15 protein-coding genes are annotated in these 19,524 nt (G+C 70.9%); 11 read left to right on the top strand and 4 right to left on the bottom strand.

Annotated elements, in window-relative coordinates:
* Positions 1–188 precede the first annotated feature (188 nt).
* Positions 189–908: a hypothetical protein gene (locus tag ACIOJD_RS20430; protein ID WP_401915389.1), complete on the top strand. Its 720-nt coding sequence runs from the start codon at positions 189–191 to the stop codon at positions 906–908.
* A 188-nt stretch (positions 909–1,096) separates the two neighbouring features.
* On the opposite strand, the gene ACIOJD_RS20425 is transcribed toward ACIOJD_RS20430, so the two are convergent.
* Both ACIOJD_RS20425 and ACIOJD_RS20420 read right to left on the bottom strand, forming a co-directional pair.
* Positions 1,097–1,342 carry an antitoxin gene (locus ACIOJD_RS20425; protein WP_401915386.1) on the bottom strand — a complete coding sequence of 82 codons (246 nt, stop codon included), beginning with the start codon at positions 1,340–1,342 and terminating at the stop codon, positions 1,097–1,099.
* Positions 1,343–1,372: 30 nt separating this feature from the next.
* Positions 1,373–1,579 carry a gliding motility protein gene (locus ACIOJD_RS20420; RefSeq protein ID WP_401915384.1) on the bottom strand — a complete coding sequence of 69 codons (207 nt, stop codon included), beginning with the start codon at positions 1,577–1,579 and terminating at the stop codon, positions 1,373–1,375.
* A 275-nt stretch (positions 1,580–1,854) separates the two neighbouring features.
* Between ACIOJD_RS20420 and miaA the strand changes: the two genes are divergently transcribed.
* The 6 genes from miaA (at position 1,855) to hflX (ending at position 10,158) form a co-directional block, all read left to right on the top strand.
* Positions 1,855–2,793, top strand: coding sequence for a tRNA (adenosine(37)-N6)-dimethylallyltransferase MiaA (gene miaA, locus ACIOJD_RS20415; protein ID WP_401915381.1), 939 nt, complete (start codon positions 1,855–1,857; stop codon positions 2,791–2,793).
* Between the two features lie 126 nt (positions 2,794–2,919).
* Complete coding sequence (locus tag ACIOJD_RS20410; RefSeq protein WP_401915585.1) at positions 2,920–3,372, top strand: hypothetical protein; 453 nt, start codon at positions 2,920–2,922, stop codon at positions 3,370–3,372.
* A 63-nt stretch (positions 3,373–3,435) separates the two neighbouring features.
* Positions 3,436–4,401 carry a diaminopimelate epimerase gene (gene dapF / locus ACIOJD_RS20405; RefSeq protein WP_401915379.1) on the top strand — a complete coding sequence of 322 codons (966 nt, stop codon included), beginning with the start codon at positions 3,436–3,438 and terminating at the stop codon, positions 4,399–4,401.
* 140 nt (positions 4,402–4,541) lie between these two features.
* Positions 4,542–6,653 (top strand): RelA/SpoT family protein, encoded by a 2,112-nt coding sequence (locus ACIOJD_RS20400; protein WP_401915376.1) that lies wholly within the window; start codon positions 4,542–4,544, stop codon positions 6,651–6,653.
* 162 nt (positions 6,654–6,815) lie between these two features.
* Positions 6,816–8,507, top strand: coding sequence for a M1 family aminopeptidase (locus tag ACIOJD_RS20395; RefSeq protein WP_401915373.1), 1,692 nt, complete (start codon positions 6,816–6,818; stop codon positions 8,505–8,507).
* A 142-nt stretch (positions 8,508–8,649) separates the two neighbouring features.
* The gene (gene hflX, locus ACIOJD_RS20390) at positions 8,650–10,158 is read left to right on the top strand and encodes a GTPase HflX (protein WP_401915370.1); all 1,509 of its coding nucleotides are present in this window, start codon (positions 8,650–8,652) and stop codon (positions 10,156–10,158) included.
* A gap of 82 nt (positions 10,159–10,240) precedes the next feature.
* Here the strand turns inward: hflX and ACIOJD_RS20385 are convergent, their stop codons facing one another.
* Positions 10,241–11,422 (bottom strand): trypsin-like serine peptidase, encoded by a 1,182-nt coding sequence (locus tag ACIOJD_RS20385; protein ID WP_401915367.1) that lies wholly within the window; start codon positions 11,420–11,422, stop codon positions 10,241–10,243.
* A 216-nt stretch (positions 11,423–11,638) separates the two neighbouring features.
* Positions 11,639–12,883 (bottom strand): trypsin-like serine peptidase, encoded by a 1,245-nt coding sequence (locus tag ACIOJD_RS20380; RefSeq protein WP_401915365.1) that lies wholly within the window; start codon positions 12,881–12,883, stop codon positions 11,639–11,641.
* A gap of 361 nt (positions 12,884–13,244) precedes the next feature.
* Here ACIOJD_RS20380 and ACIOJD_RS20375 point away from each other — a divergent pair, with 361 nt between their 5' ends.
* The 4 genes from ACIOJD_RS20375 to ACIOJD_RS20360 all read left to right on the top strand — a co-directional run bounded on the left by ACIOJD_RS20375 (position 13,245) and on the right by ACIOJD_RS20360 (position 19,520).
* Positions 13,245–14,630 (top strand): diaminobutyrate--2-oxoglutarate transaminase family protein, encoded by a 1,386-nt coding sequence (locus ACIOJD_RS20375; RefSeq protein ID WP_401915362.1) that lies wholly within the window; start codon positions 13,245–13,247, stop codon positions 14,628–14,630.
* A 32-nt stretch (positions 14,631–14,662) separates the two neighbouring features.
* A complete protein-coding gene (locus ACIOJD_RS20370; RefSeq protein WP_401915360.1) occupies positions 14,663–16,585 on the top strand; it encodes an IucA/IucC family protein in 1,923 nt (640 codons plus the stop codon).
* Positions 16,586–16,626: 41 nt separating this feature from the next.
* Complete coding sequence (locus tag ACIOJD_RS20365) at positions 16,627–17,442, top strand: GNAT family N-acetyltransferase (protein ID WP_401915359.1); 816 nt, start codon at positions 16,627–16,629, stop codon at positions 17,440–17,442.
* 302 nt (positions 17,443–17,744) lie between these two features.
* The gene (locus tag ACIOJD_RS20360; protein WP_401915583.1) at positions 17,745–19,520 is read left to right on the top strand and encodes an IucA/IucC family protein; all 1,776 of its coding nucleotides are present in this window, start codon (positions 17,745–17,747) and stop codon (positions 19,518–19,520) included.
* Positions 19,521–19,524 lie beyond the last annotated feature (4 nt).

The raw sequence follows: 19,524 nt of genomic DNA, 5'->3' as shown, positions 1-19,524 counted from the left end.
GGTCCTCGGGCCGGGACCTCGGGCCGGGACTCCAGGTCGGGTCCTCGGGCCGGGACCTCGGGCCGGGACTCCAGGTCGGGTCCTCGGGCCGGGACCTCGGGCCGGGACTCCAGGTCGGGTCCTCGGGCCGGGACCCCAGGCCGGAAGCTCAGGCCGGGACCCGCGCTCACTCATCTAGGCTGCGGATCATGCTCGTATCCGCCGCCGTGTGCCCCTGCCCGCCGCTGCTCGTGCCCGCCGTGGCAGCCGGAGCCGCCTCCGAACTCGATGCCGCGCGCATCGCGTGTGCCGATGCTCTGGGGGTGCTGGCCGCCGCCCGGCCGGACCGGCTGATCGTCGTCGGGCCCGCCGAGCGGGAGAGCCCGGGGCCGTATCCCGAGGGCGCCGTCGGGTCCTTCCGCGGCTTCGGAGTGGACGCCGAGGTCGTCCTGGGTGCGGCGAGCGCGGGCGCCGGGCCCGCCGGGCGTGAGCTGCCGGCTTCCCTCGCGGTCGCGGCCTGGCTGCTGGAGTACGTCCACTGGTCGGCGGCCCCGGTCACCGCACTGGGGGTGGGGGAATCCGTCACCGTCGAGGAATGTGTCCGCGCCGGGGCCGAACTCGCGGCGGGGCCCGAGAGGGTGGCCCTGCTGGTGATGGGCGATGCCAGCGCGTGCCGGACGCTGAAGGCGCCGGGGTACCTGGACGAACGGGCCGCCGGGTTCGACGCGGGGGTGGCACGGGCCCTCGCGGCGGCGGACGTGGCGGCGCTGAAGGCGCTGGACGAGGAGCTTGCCGCCGATCTCAAGGCGGTGGGCCGGGCGCCCTGGCAGCTGCTCGCGGGCGCGGCACAGGGTGCCGGTCTGGGCGGTGAGTTGCTGTACGAGGACGCGCCCTATGGCGTCGGGTATCTCGTGGCGGCCTGGTCCTGAGCCCCGGTCACCGCACGCGGTAAAGGCGGCGGAAGCCGCCAGTAGGCCGAGGAAATCAGGAACCGGCCGCGGTCGCCAGTGAATGGCGAGAACCAGCCAGTGGCGATGACGACGGCAGCCGCGGTGGGCCGGCCGACGCCGACGCACCGCGGCTGCCCCGGCCGTTGTCGGCCGGTATGTGGCGAGGTTCAGGAAGTGGCCGACGGCGGAGGAGGAGTGCCGTCGTCCTTGTGGGAGAGCTTGCCCAGGGCGTCCTTGGCCTTGCCCGTCCCGGAATCGATCTTGTCGCTGTACTTGCCCTTGGTCTTCTGGTCGACCGTTCGGGCGGCCTTGTCGAGCCCGTGTTCGATCTTGTCCCCGTGCTGCTGCGCGAGGTCCGAGACCTTGTTCTTGGCCGGGCCGATCTTGGCCTTCAATGAATCCAGGAAGCCCATGGGCCACCTTCCCTCGGAGGAAAAAACAGCCTACTTTCGGGTGCTCTTTCCGGCCTCGTTGTCCGCCGCGGCGTCCGCCGACTGCTGCTTCGGGATCTCCACACCCTCGGAGGCCCCGTCGTCGGCCGCCTCGGCCTCCGCTTCGCCCTCGGCGGATCCGCTGCCGACGGGCCCGGCCTCTCCCGTGTCGGTCTTCTCCGTCGTCGCCTCGGCTTCACCCGGAGCCTCGTCCGCCACGGAGTCCGCCGTCGGGGCGTCGGTCCGCGCCTCTACGGTTGACGGCTCGGACGTAGCCGCGGGCTTACGTCGAAACCATGAAAAAACACCCATATCTGCTCCATAGCCTACTCGTGAGGGCGAAATTCCGCGCCGCCCGGAGCGTCCCATTGCGCCGCCCAGGGCCACCGGCCAGAAAACCGGCGGCCGGAACCTCGCAACAGGCAACGAACCCGGAGGTGCCTCGTCACGTAACTCGTTCGGGTAGGGGCCCTTGAGTTTGCGAGACTGGGGCAGTGAGAAGCGCAGCTACCGCACAGCGGGTCATCGCCGTCGTCGGGCCCACCGCGGCCGGCAAGTCCGATCTGGGCGTTCATCTCGCCCGGCAACTCGACGGTGAGGTCGTCAACGCCGACTCCATGCAGCTCTACCGCGGGATGGACATCGGCACCGCCAAGCTGACGAGCGAGGAGCGCGCAGGAATCCCGCACCACCTGCTCGACATCTGGGATGTCACGGAGGCCGCCAGCGTCGCCGAGTACCAGCGGCGCGCCAGGGCGGAGATCGACCGGCTGCTCGACGCGGGCCGCACCCCGGTGCTGGTGGGCGGCTCGGGGCTGTACGTACGGGGCGCCATCGACGCCCTCGACTTCCCCGGCACGGACCCCGAGGTACGCGCCAGGCTGGAGGGGGAGCTGACCCTGCGCGGGTCCGGTGCCCTGCACGCCAGACTGTCCGCCGCCGACCCCCCGGCAGGCCGCGCGATCCTTCCCAGCAACGGCCGCCGTATCGTGCGGGCGCTGGAAGTGATCGAGATCACCGGCAAGCCGTTCACCGCCAATCTGCCGGGCCACGACTCCGTCTACGACACCGTCCAGATCGGTGTCGATGTCGCCCGCCCCGAGCTGGACGCGCGGATCGCGCGGCGCGTGGACCGGATGTGGGACGAGGGGCTCGTGGACGAGGTGCGCGCCCTGGAGGCCCAGGGCCTGCGGGAGGGACGCACCGCCTCCCGCGCCCTCGGATACCAGCAGGTACTGGCGGCGCTCGCGGGCGAGTGCACCGACGACGAGGCCCGCGCCGAGACCGTACGCGCCACCAAACGCTTCGCCCGCAGGCAGGACTCCTGGTTCCGCCGCGACTCGCGCGTGCACTGGCTGGGCGGCGGTACGGAGCAGCGCGAGGAACTCCCGGGCCGGGCACTCTCGTTGGTCGAACGAGCGGTCACAGCCTGATCACGTGATGGCATCGGGACGCTCCGCTCGTCCTTGCGGTCCTCACGGGCGTGCCATCATCGAGCAGCGGTCGACCATCGGGTATCGATCGACCAGTGGAGTGGCGATTGGGGAGGGCGCGTGGCGATGGAGGCCGGCCCTCGCGACGGAGAACCAGCGGCACCGCGTACGACGGCTTCGGAGGCACGGGTGGACGCCCCGGGGCTCAGTCCTGACGGGCCGGAAGAAGAGACCGTGACTCCCGAGGTCGAGGTCGAGCTGCGTCCGCAGCGCCGGCTGCGGATCTGGCAGCTGGCCCCGATCGTGGGACTCGCGGCACTGGGCTCCCTGATGTTCGCGTTCCCTCTCGCCTTCGGCACGGGTGACGGTGGCGCGGTCGTCCCGATGCTGGGTCTGCTGATCAGCTGCTGCGCGGCGGGCTGGGGCATGATGGCCGCCCGCAAGGTGGGCCACACCTGGCCGGGGCTGCCCGCCAGAGCCTCCGGAGAACGCCCCGACTGGCGCGTCGTCGCCCTGTACGTGGCTGTCGCCGCCGCCGTCGTCGCCCTGGCCGTCTGGCGCGTCGCCCGGCTGCGCTGACCGCCGATCCGACCGTCCCCGCCGGGGGCCGGGCGGCAGGCGCTGTCAGTGGCTGCTCGTACGATGGATTCCGTGAGCACTTCGCAGACCGCGCCGATCGCCTTCCTCAAGGGTCACGGGACCGAGAACGACTTCGTGATCGTCCCCGACCCGGACAATGCCATCGACCTGCCCGCACGGGCCGTCGCCGTCCTCTGTGACCGGCGGGCCGGAATCGGCGGCGACGGCCTGCTGCATGTCGTACGGTCCGCGGCGCACCCCGAGGCGCGTGCCATGGCCGACGACGCCGAGTGGTTCATGGACTACCGCAACGCCGACGGGTCCGTCGCCGAGATGTGCGGAAACGGCGTGCGGGTCTTCGCCCGTTACCTCCAGCGCGCCGGCCTCGTGCGGGCGGGCGACCTCGCCGTGGCCACGCGTGGCGGTGTGAAGAAGATCCACCTCGCCAAGGACACGGATCCCAAGGCCACGGCCTTGGAGGACGCTGGGACCGAGGGTGCCGACACCGGGCGCACCGGCGCCGGGGACGGCGACATCACCGTCCACATGGGGCGTGCCGCCCTCCCCGACGGCGGAGTGACGGTCACCCTCGGCGGCCGCTCCTGGCCCGCCCGTAACGTCAACATGGGCAATCCGCACGCGGTCGCCTTCGTCGAGGACCTGGCGCACGCCGGGGACCTGTACTCCGAGCCGCCCGTCAGCCCCGCGTCCCTCTATCCCGACGGGGTGAACGTCGAATTCGTCGTGGACCGCGGCCCCCGCCATGTCGCCATGCGCGTCCATGAGCGCGGCTCGGGCGAGACCCGCTCCTGCGGTACGGGCGCCTGCGCCGTGGCCGTCGCCGCCGCCCGCAGGGACGGAGTGGACCCCGCTGTCACCGGAGTCCCCGTCACCTATACCGTGGATCTTCCCGGCGGACGACTCGTCATCACGGAGCGCCCGGACGGCGGGATCGAGATGACCGGACCCGCCGTGATTGTCGCGGAGGGGCACATCGACCCCGTCTGGTTCGAAACGGCCCTGGCGTAGAGCGTCGCTCGAATGGGTGATCCGTTTCACGCTGGGCGGGACCTGGACTGCTCCACGTGGTGGGCCCGGTAGCATCAAGCACCGGCCCGGAGGGCGCTCCCGCTCTTCCCACCGCCGGTAGAAGCTGCCGGAGGTGCCCCATGAGCGCAGAGGCCACCAGCCCTGGTGCCCACGGCCGCAGACGCGGCCTTCCCAGGATCGACCTCCGACGACTCGGCCGGGCCGCTTTACTCGGTCCCGCCTCCAGGGACCGGTTGCCGGACGCCATAGGGCATGTCGCGGACGCCCACCGCGCGCACCATCCGGACGCCGATCTCGCCGTACTGCGCCGGGCGTACGTCCTCGCCGAGACGTCGCACCGCGGGCAGTACCGCAAGAGCGGCGAGCCGTACATCACGCATCCGCTGGCCGTGACTCTGATCCTCGCCGAACTGGGCGCCGAGACGACCACGTTGACCGCCTCGCTCCTCCACGACACCGTCGAGGACACCGAGGTGACGCTCGATCAGGTGCGGGCCGAGTTTGGTGACGAGGTCTGTTATCTGGTCGACGGAGTGACCAAGCTGGAGAAGGTCGACTACGGGGCGGCGGCCGAGCCCGAGACCTTCCGAAAGATGCTCGTCGCAACCGGCAACGACGTCCGCGTCATGTCGATCAAGCTGGCGGACCGGCTGCACAACATGCGCACCCTCGGCGTGATGCGCCCCGAGAAACAGGTCCGGATCGCCAAGGTCACCCGCGACGTCCTCATCCCGCTCGCCGAACGTCTGGGCGTCCAGGCGCTGAAGACCGAGCTGGAGGATCTGGTCTTCGCGATCCTCCATCCCGAGGAGTACGCGTACACCCGCGCCCTGATCGCGGACAACGCCACCGCCGGGGACGCCCTCGCGGCCATCTCCGAGGACGTCAGGCGGGTGCTGCGCGAGGCGGGCATCGGCGCCGAAGTGCTCGTGCGGCCGCGGCACTTCGTCTCCGTACACCGTTCACGGCACAAACGCGGCGAGCTGCGCGGCACGGACTTCGGGCGGCTGCTGGTGCTGGTCGGTGAGGACGCCGACTGCTACGGGGTCCTCGGTGAGCTGCACACCTGCTTCACGCCGGTGATCTCCGAGTTCAAGGACTTCATCGCCGCGCCCAAGTTCAACCTGTACCAGTCGCTGCACACTGCCGTCGCCGGACCGGACGGCGCGGTCGCCGAAGTCCTCATCCGTACACACCAGATGCACAGGGTCGCCGAGGCCGGAGTCGTCGCCCTCGGCAATCCCTACGCGTCCGTCGACAGCCAGGAAACCGTGGGCAGCGCGGATCCGGCCGACAGCACGGAACCGCAGGACGGCGAGCGCGCCGACCCGACCAGGCCCGGGTGGCTCTCCCGGCTCCTGGAGTGGCAGCAGGCCGCCACCGACCCGGACACCTTCTGGACGACGCTCCGCGACGATCTGGCGCAGGACCGGGAGATCACCGTGTTCCGCGCCGAAGGCGGCATGCTCGGTCTGCCGGCCGGGGCGACCTGCGTGGACGCCGCGTACGCGCAGTACGGCGAGGCCGCGCACAGCTGTCTCGGAGCGCGGGTCAACGGCCGTCTCGCGACGCTCAGTACGGTCCTCAGCGACGGCGACACGGTTCAGCTGCTGCTGACCCATGACGCGGCCTCGGGGCCCTCGCCCGAGTGGCTCGACCACGCCCGCACGCCCGCCGCCCGGATCGCGATCACCGGATGGCTCGCGGCGCACCCGGAGGCGGTGGGGCAGCCCGACGCCGCGCCCCGTGCGCCTACCGCCGTGACCGCCGACCGCCGGGAGGCCGCCAACGCCGTGGTGGATCTGCCGGGCGCGACCGTACGGCTGGCGGGCTGCTGTACGCCCGTACCACCCGACGCGGTCACCGGCTTCCTGGTGCGCGGCGGAGTCGTCACGGTCCACCGGGAGGAGTGCCCCTCGGTGGACCGGATGCGGGCCCTCGACCGGGCCCCGGTCCCGGTGAGCTGGGGGGACGCGCCAGGGTGCCGGGTCACGCTGTACGCCGAGTCCTTCGGACGCCCCCGGCTGCTGGCCGAGCTGACGGAGGCCATCGCGACGGCGGGCGCGGCGATCGTGTCGGCCACCGTCGAACCGCCGAGCGAGCAGCGCGTACGGCACACGTACACGCTGGAACTGCCCGATGCCACGGGCCTGCCCGGTCTGATGCGCGCGATGCGTGATGTGCCGGGGGTGTACGACGTCAGCCGCGCCCAGCATCCGGCCACGGCCTGACCCGGTGGCCGGTGGGGCCGGTGGCCGGTGGGGCCTGTGTGCCGTGCGTCAACCGCGTGCACATCGGCATCCGGCGGGCTTCCGCGTCCTGACCTGTCTCTTTCGGGTGGGCTCGGAGCGCGCCGTCGCGGTGCGCCGGGGGCGCGCTGGTAGCGGTGGTCCATGCTGCTCACCTCCCGCCGACTGCGCGCCGCCCTGCTGGCCGCCGCATCGGCCACCCTCGTCGCCGCGACTCTGCCCGCGCCCCAGCCGCTCGGCATCGGCGATCCGCTCTTCCCGCAGCTGGGCAATCCCGGCTACGACGTGCTCACCTACGACCTCGATTTCACCTACGGCGGCGACAACAGCAAGCCGCTGGACGCCATCACCAAGATCAACGCGCTGACGACGCAGCGGCTGGACCGGATCAACCTCGACTTCACCCACGGCGTGGTCGGTTCGGTCGATGTCAACGGAGAGCCCGCGACCTTCGCGACGGCGGGTGAGGACCTGGTCATCACACCCGCCGAAGCGGTCGACGAGGGGACGCGGCTGCGGATCACCGTCCATCACACCAGCGACCCGGCCGGGAAGGGCGGCGGCTGGGTGGCCACCACCGACGGACTGGTGATGGCCAATCAGGCGGACGCGGGGCACCGGGTCTTCCCGAGCAACGACCATCCCGCCGACAAGGCCCGGTTCACCTTCCGTATCACTGCGCCCGAGCGGCTGACCGTCGTGGCCAACGGTCTGCCGGCGGGGAAGACCCGCAAGGGCGCGACCACCACCTGGACCTACCGCTCGCAGCACCCCATGGCCACGGAGCTGGTCCAGGTCTCCATCGGGGACTCGGCCGTGATCCACCGCGCCGGGCCGGACGGGCTGCCCGTACGGGACGTGGTGCCGGCCGCGGACAAGGCGAAGCTGGAGCCCTGGCTCAAGAAGACACCGGAGCAACTGCGGTGGATGGAGGAGCAGGTGGGCCAGTACCCCTTCGAGACGTACGGTGTGCTGATCGCCAACGCCGAAACGGGCTTCGAGCTGGAGACACAGACGCTGTCGCTCTTCGAGCGCTCCCTGTTCGTCCGCCCCGAATACCCCGAGTGGTACGTCGACTCGATCATGGTCCACGAGCTGTCCCATCAGTGGTTCGGCGACAGCGTCTCGCCGCACCGGTGGTCCGATCTCTGGCTCAACGAAGGACATGCCACCTGGTACGAGGCTCACTACGCGCAGGAGCACGCCGGGAAGTCGGTGGAGACGCGCATGAAGAACGCCTACCGGCAGTCCGACGGCTGGCGGGCGGCGGGCGGACCGCCGGCCGCTCCCGAGCCTCCGGCGGCGGGGCAGCAGATCAGCCTGTTCCGGCCGGTGGTGTACGACGGCAGCGCCCTGGTGCTGTACGCGCTGCGGCAGGAGATCGGCAAGGCCCCCTTCCAGCGGATGGAGCGGGAGTTTGTCCGCGATCACCGGGACGGGACGGCGACCACGGCGGACTTCATCGCACTGGCCTCGGACATCGCGGGGCGTGACCTGTCGGCGTTCTTCAGGGCGTGGCTGTACGAGCGGAAGACGCCGCCGATGCCGGGCCATCCGGACTGGCGGAGCGGGACGGCGGCGGCAGAGAAGCCTGGGGCGGCCGAGAAGCCCGGGGCAGCTGACAAGCCTGGGGCAGCCGAGAAGCCTGGGAAGGCTGACAAGCCCGGGGGAGCTGGGACGGCAGCGGAGCCTGGGGCGGCAGGGACGGCAGCTGTGCCAGGGAAGGCCGACAAGTCCCGGAAGCCGGGGAATGCCGACCCGACGCGGGGAACGCGGCATCGTCATCGCCCCGGGAACCCCGACGACGTAGGGAATCCGGGCCCGAAACCCGAGTGACGGCGGGGTCCGGCCGTGCCACCATCGACGAGTCGGTGACGCGGTCGGGAATCATTCCCGGATGTCACGCGTTGTGACTGGCGTAGTGGGCTCTTCCGTGACGGACTCCTCGTGACGGACTCTTCTTCGACGTAAGGATCCAATGACCTCCTCTTCATCCCCTTCCCAGGACGCGCAGAGTTTCGCGGACCCCCGTGACACGGAGGACCCCCGTACAGAGAGCCTTCGGGCCGATGCCCTGATGGAAGAGGACGTCGCCTGGAGCCACGAGATCGACGGAGAGCGGGACGGCGACCAGTTCGACCGCTCGGACCGTGCGGCGCTGCGGCGTGTGGCCGGTCTCTCCACCGAGCTCGAAGATGTCACCGAGGTCGAGTACCGGCAGCTGCGCCTGGAGCGCGTCGTGCTGGTCGGCGTATGGACATCGGGGACCTCGCAGGACGCGGAGAACTCCCTCGCGGAGCTGGCGGCGCTCGCCGAGACGGCGGGCGCGATGGTGCTCGACGGAGTGATCCAGCGCCGTGACAAACCCGATCCGGCCACCTACATCGGCTCCGGCAAGGCCCAGGAGCTGCGGGACATCGTGCTGGACAGCGGCGCCGACACCGTCGTCTGCGACGGTGAGCTGAGCCCCGGCCAGCTGATCCATCTCGAAGACGTGGTCAAGGTCAAGGTGGTCGACCGTACGGCCCTGATCCTGGACATCTTCGCCCAGCACGCCAAGTCCCGTGAGGGCAAGGCGCAGGTGGCCCTGGCACAGATGCAGTACATGCTGCCGAGGCTGCGCGGCTGGGGTCAGTCGCTGTCCCGGCAGATGGGTGGCGGCGGCGGTGGCGGCATGGCCACCCGAGGCCCCGGTGAGACCAAGATCGAGACGGACCGGCGGCGGATCCGCGAGAAGATGGCGAAGATGCGCCGGGAGATCGCGGAGATGAAGACCGGCCGCGAGATCAAGCGGCAGGAGCGGCGCCGCAACAGGGTGCCGTCGGTCGCGATCGCCGGATACACCAACGCGGGCAAGTCCTCCCTGCTCAACCGGCTCACCGGCGCGGGCGTGCTGGTGGAGAACGCACTGTTCGCCACCCTCGATCCCACCGTGCGCCGGGCCGAGACGCCGAGCGGGCGGCTCTACACCCTGGCCGACACCGTCGGGTTCGTCCGCCATCTGCCGCACCACCTGGTCGAGGCGTTCCGCTCCACGATGGAAGAGGTCGGCGACTCCGACCTGATCCTGCATGTGGTGGACGGCTCGCACCCCGCGCCGGAGGAGCAGCTGGCCGCCGTGCGCGAGGTGATCCGCGATGTCGGCGCGGTGGACGTACGCGAGATCGTGGTGATCAACAAGGCGGACGCGGCCGATCCGCTGGTCCTTCAGCGGCTGCTGCGCACGGAGCGGTACGCGATCGCCGTCTCGGCGCGTACCGGCAACGGAATCGGCGAGCTGATCGAGCTGATCGACACCGAGCTGCCCCGGCCCGAGACCGAGGTCGAGGTGCTCCTGCCGTACACGGCGGGCGGACTGGTCTCGCGGGTGCATGCCGAGGGCGAAGTGCTGTCCGAGGAACACACCCCCGAGGGCACGGTGCTCAAGGCGCGCGTCCATGAGGAGCTGGCCGCCGCGCTCGCTCCGTATGTGCCGGTGGCCCCCTGACCGTGCCGGGAGCGTGACGCGGCAAGTACGGCGAAGGCCCGCCACCTCGCGATGAGATGGCGGGCCTTGGCTGTCGGGCCTCCTACTGTGAGCCGTACTTCTCGCTCATCGTCGTGTAGATCTGCTCGGCGCCCCTGCCCAGCCGGGGGCCGGCCAGCCAGCCCGAAGTGACCGGGCCGATGGACGTGTTGGAGACCAGCACGAGCTTGCCGTTCGGCTGGTGAGCGAACCAGCCGCCGCCCGAGGAACCCGCGGTCATCGTGCATCCGATCCGCCACATCGTCGGCGTACCGGGGGCGACCGAGAGCCGTCCGGGCCGGTCGACGCACTTGTGCATGAGCTGACCGTCGTACGGCGGAGCCTGCGGGTAACCCCACGCGCCCATGCCCTGGACGCTCGCCGCCTCGGGCAGGTCGAAGTCGACATCCAGCGCCGCGCCCACGGTCTCTTCCAGCGACTTGCCGCCGTTCTCGGGCTTGACGTGCATCACGGCGTAGTCGTAAGCGGCGCCGTCGCCGCCGGTCGGACCGCCTTCGCTGATCCACTCGCCGGAGGTCGAGACCCAGTCCGCCCAGTACGTTCCGTACGGAGTGATCTCCTGCGGCTGTGCGTTCCGCAGCTCGGCCTCGGACTTGCCCAGGTCGTTGTAGGCGGGGACGAAGGTGATGTTGCGGTACCAGCCGCCCTCCGCGCCCGCGTGCACGCAGTGGCCCGCGGTCCACACGAGGTTGGACTTTCCGGGGTTCCCGGGGTCCTTGACCACGGTCGCGGAGCAGACCATCGAGCCCTCGGGCGAGTCGAAGAAGACCTTGCCGACCGCCGCCGAGTTCTCGTGGTACGGAGTCGTCTCCGCCTGTGCCTTCACCGGACGGGGAGCCGGGTCGGTGACTCCCTGATCGCCGGTGGTTTCACCGCCGGTGGCACCGGCTGCGAGCGTCTTGGCCGGCGACTTCGCGCTCGTCATCCGCTCCGGCTTCCACAAGCCGTCGATCACCGGGTTGACGAAGTCCGATGCCTTGCTGAGCCACTTCTCCTTGTCCCAGTCCTTCCACCCGCCGGCCTTCCACTTCTGCGGATCGACGCCGTGCTCCTTGAGCCTGTCGGCCAGATCCGCGGGAATCCCGGGCCTGTCGCCGCCGGTGGCGGAGCCGGAAGAGGCGGCGGAATCAGCCGGCTTGTTCTCACTCGGTCCGCAGCCGGAGGCCGTCAGAACGAGGGCCGCGACCGCGCCGGAGACGGCGAGCAGCGGACGTATGGATCGCATGAAGTTGTTCCCCCTGATGTGCATGAACGCCGAGCTCCGAGACATGGCCACGGGCCAGAATTTGGCGTGAGCCTGTCACGATCGGGAATTTCTATCACACGTGCAAAGGATCGGAGAGCCTTCGACGGGCCTCGCGGCATGGCCGGGCCGTACGGGATTCTCGGGCGACGGCCGTGCGGGGGGTCTTCGGCTGTCGCGCCGAAGACCCCCGACAAGTCACCGGCCCGCGAACTTCTTGCTGACGCCGTCGTAGACACCCTTGGCCACATCGCCGAGACGCGGTCCGGCCAGCCAGCCGGCCGTGACCGGGCCGATCGAGGTGTTCGACACCAGGGCGGGCTTGCCGTCCTGTCCGTTCGCGACCCAGCCACCACCGGACGAACCGCCCGTCATGGTGCAGCCGACGCGGTACATCGACGGATCGCCGGCGGTCACCGACAGCCGGCCCGGCTTGTCCTGGCACTGATAGAGCTTCTGCCCGTCGAACGGGGCCGCCGCCGGGTAGCCGGTCGCCGTCATGCTGTCGATCTTCGGGGTGGCCGGAGCGTTGAACTCCACCGGAAGCGCCGAACCGACCGTCTCCTCCAGCGACTTGCCGTTGCCGCCCTTCTCCGGGGTGACATGGATGACCGCGAAGTCGTACGGAGCGCCCTGGCCGCCGGTCGAGGCGCCCTGGCTGATCCACTGCTGCGAGGTCTGTCCCCAGTCGGCCCACCAGACGCCGTGCGGGGCGATCTGCTCCTGGGGAGCCTTCTCCGACTCGGCCATCGACAGGCCTTCGTTGTTGTACGACGGCACGAAGGCGAGGTTGCGGTACCAGCCGCCCTTCTTGCCGGCGTGCACGCAGTGGCCCGCGGTCCACACCATGTTGGACTTGCCGGGGTTGGCCGGGTCCGTGACCACGGTCGCCGAGCAGACCATCGAGCCCTCGGGCCCGTCGAAGAACAACTTGCCCGACTCGGCGGCGCTCTCGCTGTACGGCGTCTTCACCGCCTGGGCATCGACGGGGGCGGGCGTCGGGTCACTGACGCCCGCGTCGTCCCAGTTCTGCTCGTCGTCCGCGGGCTTCTCGGGCGGCTGTTCAGCGTCCCGCATCCGGTCCTGGTCCCAGAGGCCCGCGATGATCGGATTGACGAAGTCCTTGGCCTCGCGCAGCCACTTGTCCCGGTCCCAGTTCTTCCACTCGCCGTCGCGCCACTTGTCCAGATCGAACCCGCGCTCCTTGAGCTTGTCCTTGAGCTCGTCGGGTATGACGATCTTGCCGTCCGAGGAGATGCCACCGCCGGACGCGGGGTCGGCGGAGTCGCTCGCCTGAGCCGCCGCGCCGTCCTCCTCCGGACCGCAGGCGGTCGCCGTCAGCGCGAGGACCGTGGCCAAGGAGGCCGCGGCGAGTGCGGGGGAGACTCTGCGCCGCGCGCTCCCCCTGCGGCGTGCGGCAAGCGTCGGGCGAATGGGTCGCATGGCGTGATCCCCCTGGGACTTCGGAACGATTCGGAACAAAGAGCGAGATGGTGCGTCCAGGTCCCGGAGCCGGGCCGGGACGCGGTCCCCCACTATGCCGGTGTGGTGGGGGACGGCGCGCGGCAGGGCCGCGGTTCCGTGCCCAGGGCGCCGAGTCCGTAATGCCCCAGCGGCCGGAGAGCAGGGCCCCGAACACCGGGCCCCCGGCGCCTTGTTCCAACGATCTTCGCACTGCCCGTGATCCCCGGCGGTCCGCGTCGTTGGTACGTACGGGGTCGGGGCAGCGTCCACCGTCGAACATTCGCCGGTCGGGCGCCGTACTGACATGCGACCGAACCGTGACAGCGGGAGGACCGAAGCCGTGGCCGTTACCGAACAAGCTCCGGCGGCGCCGACCGTCGCACATGAGGGCATCCTCCGGCGCCAGACCCAGCGCGAATCCGCCGCCCGTACGTACGCGAGGTCGCTGCCCATCGTGCCGGTGCGCGCCCGGGGCCTGACGATCGAAGGCGCCGACGGGCGGCGGTACTTGGACTGTCTCTCCGGGGCGGGCTCGCTGGCCCTCGGGCACAATCACCCGGTGGTTCTGGAGGCGATCAGAAAGGTGCTCGACTCCGGCGCCCCGCTCCAGGTCCTCGACCTCGCGACCCCCGTCAAGGACGCCTTCACCACCGAGCTGTTCGCCACGCTGCCGCGGCGGTTCGCCGAACACGCCCGCGTGCAGTTCTGCGGTCCGGCCGGTACGGACGCGGTCGAGGCCGCCGTCAAACTCGTCCGTACCGCCACCGGCCGGGGCGGCCTCCTCGCCTTCACCGGGGCGTACCACGGGATGACGGAGGGAGCCCTCGCCGCCTCCGGTGGCGCCCAGGACGTACGGGTGACCCGGCTGCCCTATCCGTACGACTACCGCTGCCCGTTCGGCGTCGGCGGGGAGCGCGGCGCCGAACTCGCCGCCCGCTGGACGGAGAATCTGCTCGACGACGCCAAGGGCGGCGCGCCCGCCCCCGCCGGGATGATCCTCGAACCGGTGCAGGGCGAGGGCGGGGTGATCCCCGCGCCGGACGACTGGCTGCGCGCCATGCGCCGGATCACCGCGGACCGGTCCATCCCGCTCATCGCCGACGAGGTACAGACGGGAGTGGGACGGACCGGTACATTCTGGGCCGTGGAGCACAGTGGGATCACGCCCGACGTCATGGTGCTCTCCAAGGCGATCGGCGGCTCGCTGCCACTGGCCGTGATCGTCTACCACGAGGACCTCGACTGCTGGCGGCCCGGGGCCCACGCGGGTACGTTCCGGGGCAATCAGCTCGCGATGGCGGCGGGCGCGGCCACGCTCGCGTACGTACGGGAGAACAAGCTCGCCGACCGCGCCGCCGTCCTCGGCGCGCGCATGCTCGGACAGCTCCAGGGTCTCGCCGTGAACCACCCGTGCGTCGGGGACGTCCGCGGTCGTGGTCTCATGATCGGTGTGGAACTCGTCGCCCCGGCCACCGGCGACCCTGCGCCGCCGGCCCCCGCCCTCGCCGCTGCCGTGCGGCGGGAGTGCCTCAGCCGCGGCCTGATCGTCGAACTCGGCGGGCGCCAGGGCTCGGTCGTACGGCTGCTCCCTCCGCTCACCCTCACCGACGAACAGGCGGTCGCGGTCCTCGACCGCTTCGCCGACGCGCTGGCCGCCGCCGAGCGTGCCGCGCTCCGGACGGGCGGGACCAGCTCGTCGTACGGGGAAAAAACCGGCGTGTCGTAACCCTCCCGCCCCCTCACAAGGAAGCCCCCTCCGTGAATCCCACTCCCTCACCCGATGTTCCCGAGACCGACGGCCGTCCGACCGCCGAGTCGGTGACGGTGCCACGGCAGCAGGCGGGCGGTCACGACGAACACCTACCCGCCGCCGCGGGCTCGTCGGCGGGCCCGGCCACGTCGTCCAACAGCTCTTCCGCCGGATCGCACGCGGGGCTTCGGGAGGCCGGACAGCCCGGACAGGCCGACCACCTCGACCACTCCGACCCGCAGAAGGCGGCCGACGCGGCGGCCACCGAGAATCTGCTGCGCTGCTGGGTCAGGGAGACCAACCTGCCCCGTCCCGACGGGAATGTGCTGCGCATCCCCCTGGACGCCAGCGGCACCGCCCTCCTCGTCCCGGTCCGGTACTGGTCGGACACCGGCTGGCACCGCTTCGGCACGCCGTTCCTGGAAGGTGCCCCCGACGACGCCCCCGCCGCGGAAGCCGTCACCGTCGCCGCGCTCCTCGGCCGCGAGTCGGGCCGCTACCAGGGTGCCGATCTGGTCGGCCGAGTCGCCAACTCCCTGGGCCACACAGCCGAATTCCTCGCCGACCGCCGCCACCGTCCGCAGGCGGACGCCGACGCGGACCTGTTCCTCACGGCCGAGCAGTCGCTGGTCCTCGGGCACCCCCTGCACCCCACCCCCAAGAGCAGGGACGGGCTCTCCGAAGCCGAAGCCCGGCTGTACTCACCCGAGTTGCGCGGCTCCTTCCCGCTCCACTGGATGGCCGTCGACCGGTCCGTGCTCGCGACCGACTCGGCCTGGACCGAGCAGGGGCGCCTCGTACCCGCCCATGTGCTCACGACCCGCCTCCTCGGCGACCTGCCCCTACCCGACGGCACCGTCCCGCTGCCCCTCCACCCCTGGCAGGCACGGGAGTTGCGGCACCGCCCCGCCGTCGCCGCGCTTCTCGACGCCGGTCTTCTCCATGACCTGGGGCCGCACGGAAGCCGCTGGCACCCCACCTCCTCGATCCGTACGGTGTACCGGCCCGGCGCCGCCGCCATGCTCAAGCTCTCGCTCGGCGTGCGTATCACCAACTCCCGCCGCGAGAACCTCCGTAAGGAACTCCACCGGGGCGTCGAGATCCACCGGCTGCTGCGCAGCGGCCTCGCCAAGGAGTGGCAGGCCGCGCACCCCGGCTTCGACATCATCCGCGACCCGGCCTGGCTCGCCGTCGACACCCAGGACGGCGAAGAGATCGGCGGACTGGATGTGATGCTGCGCCACAATCCGTTCGGCCCCGAGGACGACGCCGTCTGCATCGCGGGACTGACCGCTCAGCGCCCCTATCCCGGCCGTACGGGCACGTATTCGCGCCTCGCCGAGATCATCTCCGGGCTGGCCGCCCGTACCGGCCGCTCCGGAGGGGCCGTGGCCGCCGAGTGGTTCCTGCGCTACCTCGACCAGGTCGTACGGCCGGTGCTCTGGCTGGACGGCACGGCCGGCATCGCCCTCGAAGCCCATCAGCAGAACACGCTGGTGCTCCTGGACACCGACGGCTGGCCCGTCGGCGGCCGCTACCGCGACAATCAGGGCTACTACCTCCGCGAATCCCACCGCGCCTCCCTGGACCGCCGCCTTCCCGGCATCAGCTCGGTCAGCGACACCTTCGTCGCCGACGAGGTCACCGACGAGCGCTTCGCCTACTACCTCGGCATCAACAACGTCCTCGGTCTGATCGGGGCGTTCGGCGCCCAGGGCCTCGCCGACGAGCGGGTGCTCATCGCGGCGTTCCGCCAGTTCCTCGCCGGGGCGACCGCTCTCGGCTCGCCGCTGCCCGGCCAGCTCCTGGACACGCCCACCCTGCGCAGCAAGGCCAACCTGCTCACCCGGCTGCACGGCCTCGACGAACTCGTCGGCCCGGTCGACACCCAGTCCGTCTACGTCACCATCACCAACCCTCTTCGCCACTGAAGGATCGTGACCTGTCCGAACTGCTGAGAGGAGAGCGCCCGATGCCTCCCACCGACGCGAACACCGATGCTGATGCGGCTGCCGATGCGGATGCCGACTCCGACTCCGGCGCTGGATCAGACCCTGGCCCCGGATCGGACGCCTCAGCCGACTCCCCCTCGTACGGTGGCGCAAGCGCCGAGGACACCCTCGATCTGCCCCTGACCGAGGAGTTGGCCGCACTGTTCGCGGAGGGAGACCCGACGGCCGATCCCAGGGCCTGCGACGACGACCCCGAGCAGGCCGGTGAGCTGCTCGACGCCCCGGCCGGCTGGGGGCCGGTCACCACCCCCGCAGGTGTTTTCCAACTCGTCCCCGTCCGCGTCGAGCGCGATCTGACCCTGATCAGCCGGTGGATGAACGATCCGGCGGTGGACGCCTTCTGGGCGCTGGCGGGTCCGGAATCCGTCACCGCGCAACACCTGCGGCCTCAACTCGACGGCGACGGGCGCAGTGTTCCCTGTCTCGGCGTGCTGGACGGGGCCCCCATGAGCTATTGGGAGATCTACCGCGCGGATCTCGACCCGCTGGCGCGCCACTATCCGGCGCGCCCGCACGACACCGGGATCCATCTCCTTCTGGGAGGCGTCGCCAACCGGGGGCGCGGTGTAGGGACCACCCTGCTCAGGGCCGTCGCCGATCTGATCCTCGACCACCGTCCTCGCTGCGGCCGTGTCCTCGCCGAACCCGATCTGCGGAACACCCCTTCCGTGTCCGCCTTCCTCAGCGCCGGTTTCCGCTTCGCGGCGGAGGTCGACCTGCCCGACAAAAGAGCCGCCCTCATGATCCGCGAACGTGCCCTTCGCGATCTGCTGTGAGCGGTCCGCAGCAGCGCGCGCGCCACGTTCCCTCCGGTTCGCCGAATCCACCGCATTCACCTCCGTGTTCACCGCTCGACCATCATCGGTTCCCTCCCCGAGGAGTCCCTGTGCCGAAGTCCCCTGCCATATCCGGCTCCACCAGCTCCGCCGACGGCACCAGCCCCGTCACCGGCCCCGCCGACTCCAGCAGTCCCGCCACTTCCCTCAGTCCCGCCACTTCCGTCAGTCCCGCCACCTCCACCGGTCCCACCACCTCCGCTGGTCCCGCCGGTCCCAGCGGTTCCGCCGGGGCGGATGCCCTGTTCTGCCCGCCCGAGCTGAACGCGCGGACCTGGAACCGGTCCGCCGCCCGCCTCCTCGCCAAACTGCTCGGGGAGTTCGCGTACGAAGAGATCATCGAGCCGGTCCCGGGGACCGACGACGGCCACTACTCCCTCACGCTCGACGCCGACGAGACACTCACCTTCCGGGCCGGACGCGGTTCGTACGGCAGCTGGCGCGTCGATCCCGAGTCCCTCCGGTGCCAGGACGAGCCCTTCACCGACCCGCTGGACTTCCTGCTGCGGTCCCGTCGGCTGCTCGCACTCGACGGCCAGACCCTCGGCCATCTCGTCCGCGAACTCACCACTACGCTCGCCGCCGACGCCAGGCTCGACCACACCGCCCTCACCGCGGCGCGTCTCGCCGACCTGGACTACGCCGAACTCGAAGGGCACCAGACCGGCCACCCCTGGATCGTCCTCAACAAGGGCCGGGTCGGCTTCTCCGGCACCGACGCCGCGCGTTGGTCGCCCGAGGCCCGCACGCCCGCCAGGCTGCCCTGGATCGCCGTCAGCACCTCCCTCGCCGCCTACCGCGGCGTCGCCGCGCTGGACACCCCCGACCACCTGTACGCACTCGAACTCGACGCCGAGGTCCGCGAGCGCTTCGACTCCGTACTGCGCGACCGGGGCCTCGATCCGGCCGCCTACCTCTACCTCCCGGTGCATCCCTGGCAGTGGGACGAAGTGCTGGTGCAGCTCTACGCGCCCGCGATAGCCGAGGGAGCGATAGTCCCGCTCCCCACCGATGGTGACCTCCGGCTGCCGCAGCAGTCCATCCGTACGTTCCTCAACACCGCACGGCCCGACCGGCACACGGTCAAACTGCCCCTGTCGATCCTCAACACCCTGGTCTGGCGCGGGCTGCCCACCGAGCGCACACTCGCGGCCCCCGCCGTCACCGCGTGGGTCCACGCGCTGCGTGACGCCGACCCCTTCCTGCGCGAGGAGTGCGGGGTGATCCTGCTCGGCGAAGTCGCCTCCGTCACCGTCGAGCACCCGCTGTACGACCGCCTCCCGGAAGTTCCGTACCAATACAAGGAACTGCTCGGAGCCATCTGGCGCGAGCCCCTCCAGACCCGGCTGGCCCCCGGCGAGCGCGCCCGCACGCTCGCCTCGCTGATTCATACGGACCCGCGGGGGCGCGCGTTCACGGCGGAACTCGTCGAGCGGTCCGGACTCACTCCGTCCGACTGGCTCCAGCGGCTCTTCGCCGCGATGCTCCCGCCGCTGCTGCACTTCCTCTACCGCTACGGGACCGTCTTCTCGCCGCACGGAGAGAACGCGATCGTCGTCTTCGACGACCAGGACGTTCCGGTACGGCTGGCGGTCAAGGACTTCGTCGACGATGTGAACGTCAGCGCCCGTCCGCTGCCGGAGCACGATTCGATGCCCGAGGACGTGAAGGACATCCTCCTTACAGAGGAGCCCGCCTTCCTCACCCAGTTCATCCATTCAGGGCTCTTCGTCGGCGTCTTCCGCTACCTGGCGCCCCTGTGCCAGGAGCAACTGGGCGTGACGGAGGACGAGTTCTGGTCCCTCGTACGGGCGGAGATTCTGCGGTACCAGGCGCGCTTCCCGGAGCTCAAGGAGCGCTTCGAGACCTTCGACCTGCTCACGCCCCGCATCGAGCGCCTCTGCCTCAATCGCAACCGGCTCCATCTCGACGGATACCGGGACCGGTCCGAGCGGCCGCACGCCGCTGTGCACGGTACGGTCCCCAACCCGATCGCCGCCGTGCGGTCGAGCGAGTGACCAT

The sequence above is a fragment of the Streptomyces sp. NPDC088116 genome (assembly GCF_044741745.1).
Taxonomy (GTDB): Bacteria; Actinomycetota; Actinomycetes; order Streptomycetales; family Streptomycetaceae; genus Streptomyces.
Note: the sequence above shows the minus strand (reverse complement) of the source record. Positions and strands in the feature narration are given on the sequence as shown.

Excerpts from the sequence above, each read along its gene's own strand:
- ACIOJD_RS20430 (WP_401915389.1), top strand. The coding sequence starts at position 189 with ATGCTCGTATCCGCCGCCGTGTGCCCCTGCCCGCCGCTGCTCGTGCCC.
- ACIOJD_RS20425 (WP_401915386.1), bottom strand. The coding sequence starts at position 1,342 with ATGGGCTTCCTGGATTCATTGAAGGCCAAGATCGGCCCGGCCAAGAAC.
- ACIOJD_RS20410 (WP_401915585.1), top strand. The coding sequence starts at position 2,920 with ATGGAGGCCGGCCCTCGCGACGGAGAACCAGCGGCACCGCGTACGACG.
- dapF (WP_401915379.1), top strand. The coding sequence starts at position 3,436 with ATGGATTCCGTGAGCACTTCGCAGACCGCGCCGATCGCCTTCCTCAAG.
- ACIOJD_RS20400 (WP_401915376.1), top strand. The coding sequence starts at position 4,542 with ATGAGCGCAGAGGCCACCAGCCCTGGTGCCCACGGCCGCAGACGCGGC.
- ACIOJD_RS20395 (WP_401915373.1), top strand. The coding sequence starts at position 6,816 with ATGCTGCTCACCTCCCGCCGACTGCGCGCCGCCCTGCTGGCCGCCGCA.
- hflX (WP_401915370.1), top strand. The coding sequence starts at position 8,650 with ATGACCTCCTCTTCATCCCCTTCCCAGGACGCGCAGAGTTTCGCGGAC.
- ACIOJD_RS20385 (WP_401915367.1), bottom strand. The coding sequence starts at position 11,422 with ATGCGATCCATACGTCCGCTGCTCGCCGTCTCCGGCGCGGTCGCGGCC.
- ACIOJD_RS20380 (WP_401915365.1), bottom strand. The coding sequence starts at position 12,883 with ATGCGACCCATTCGCCCGACGCTTGCCGCACGCCGCAGGGGGAGCGCG.
- ACIOJD_RS20365 (WP_401915359.1), top strand. The coding sequence starts at position 16,627 with ATGCCTCCCACCGACGCGAACACCGATGCTGATGCGGCTGCCGATGCG.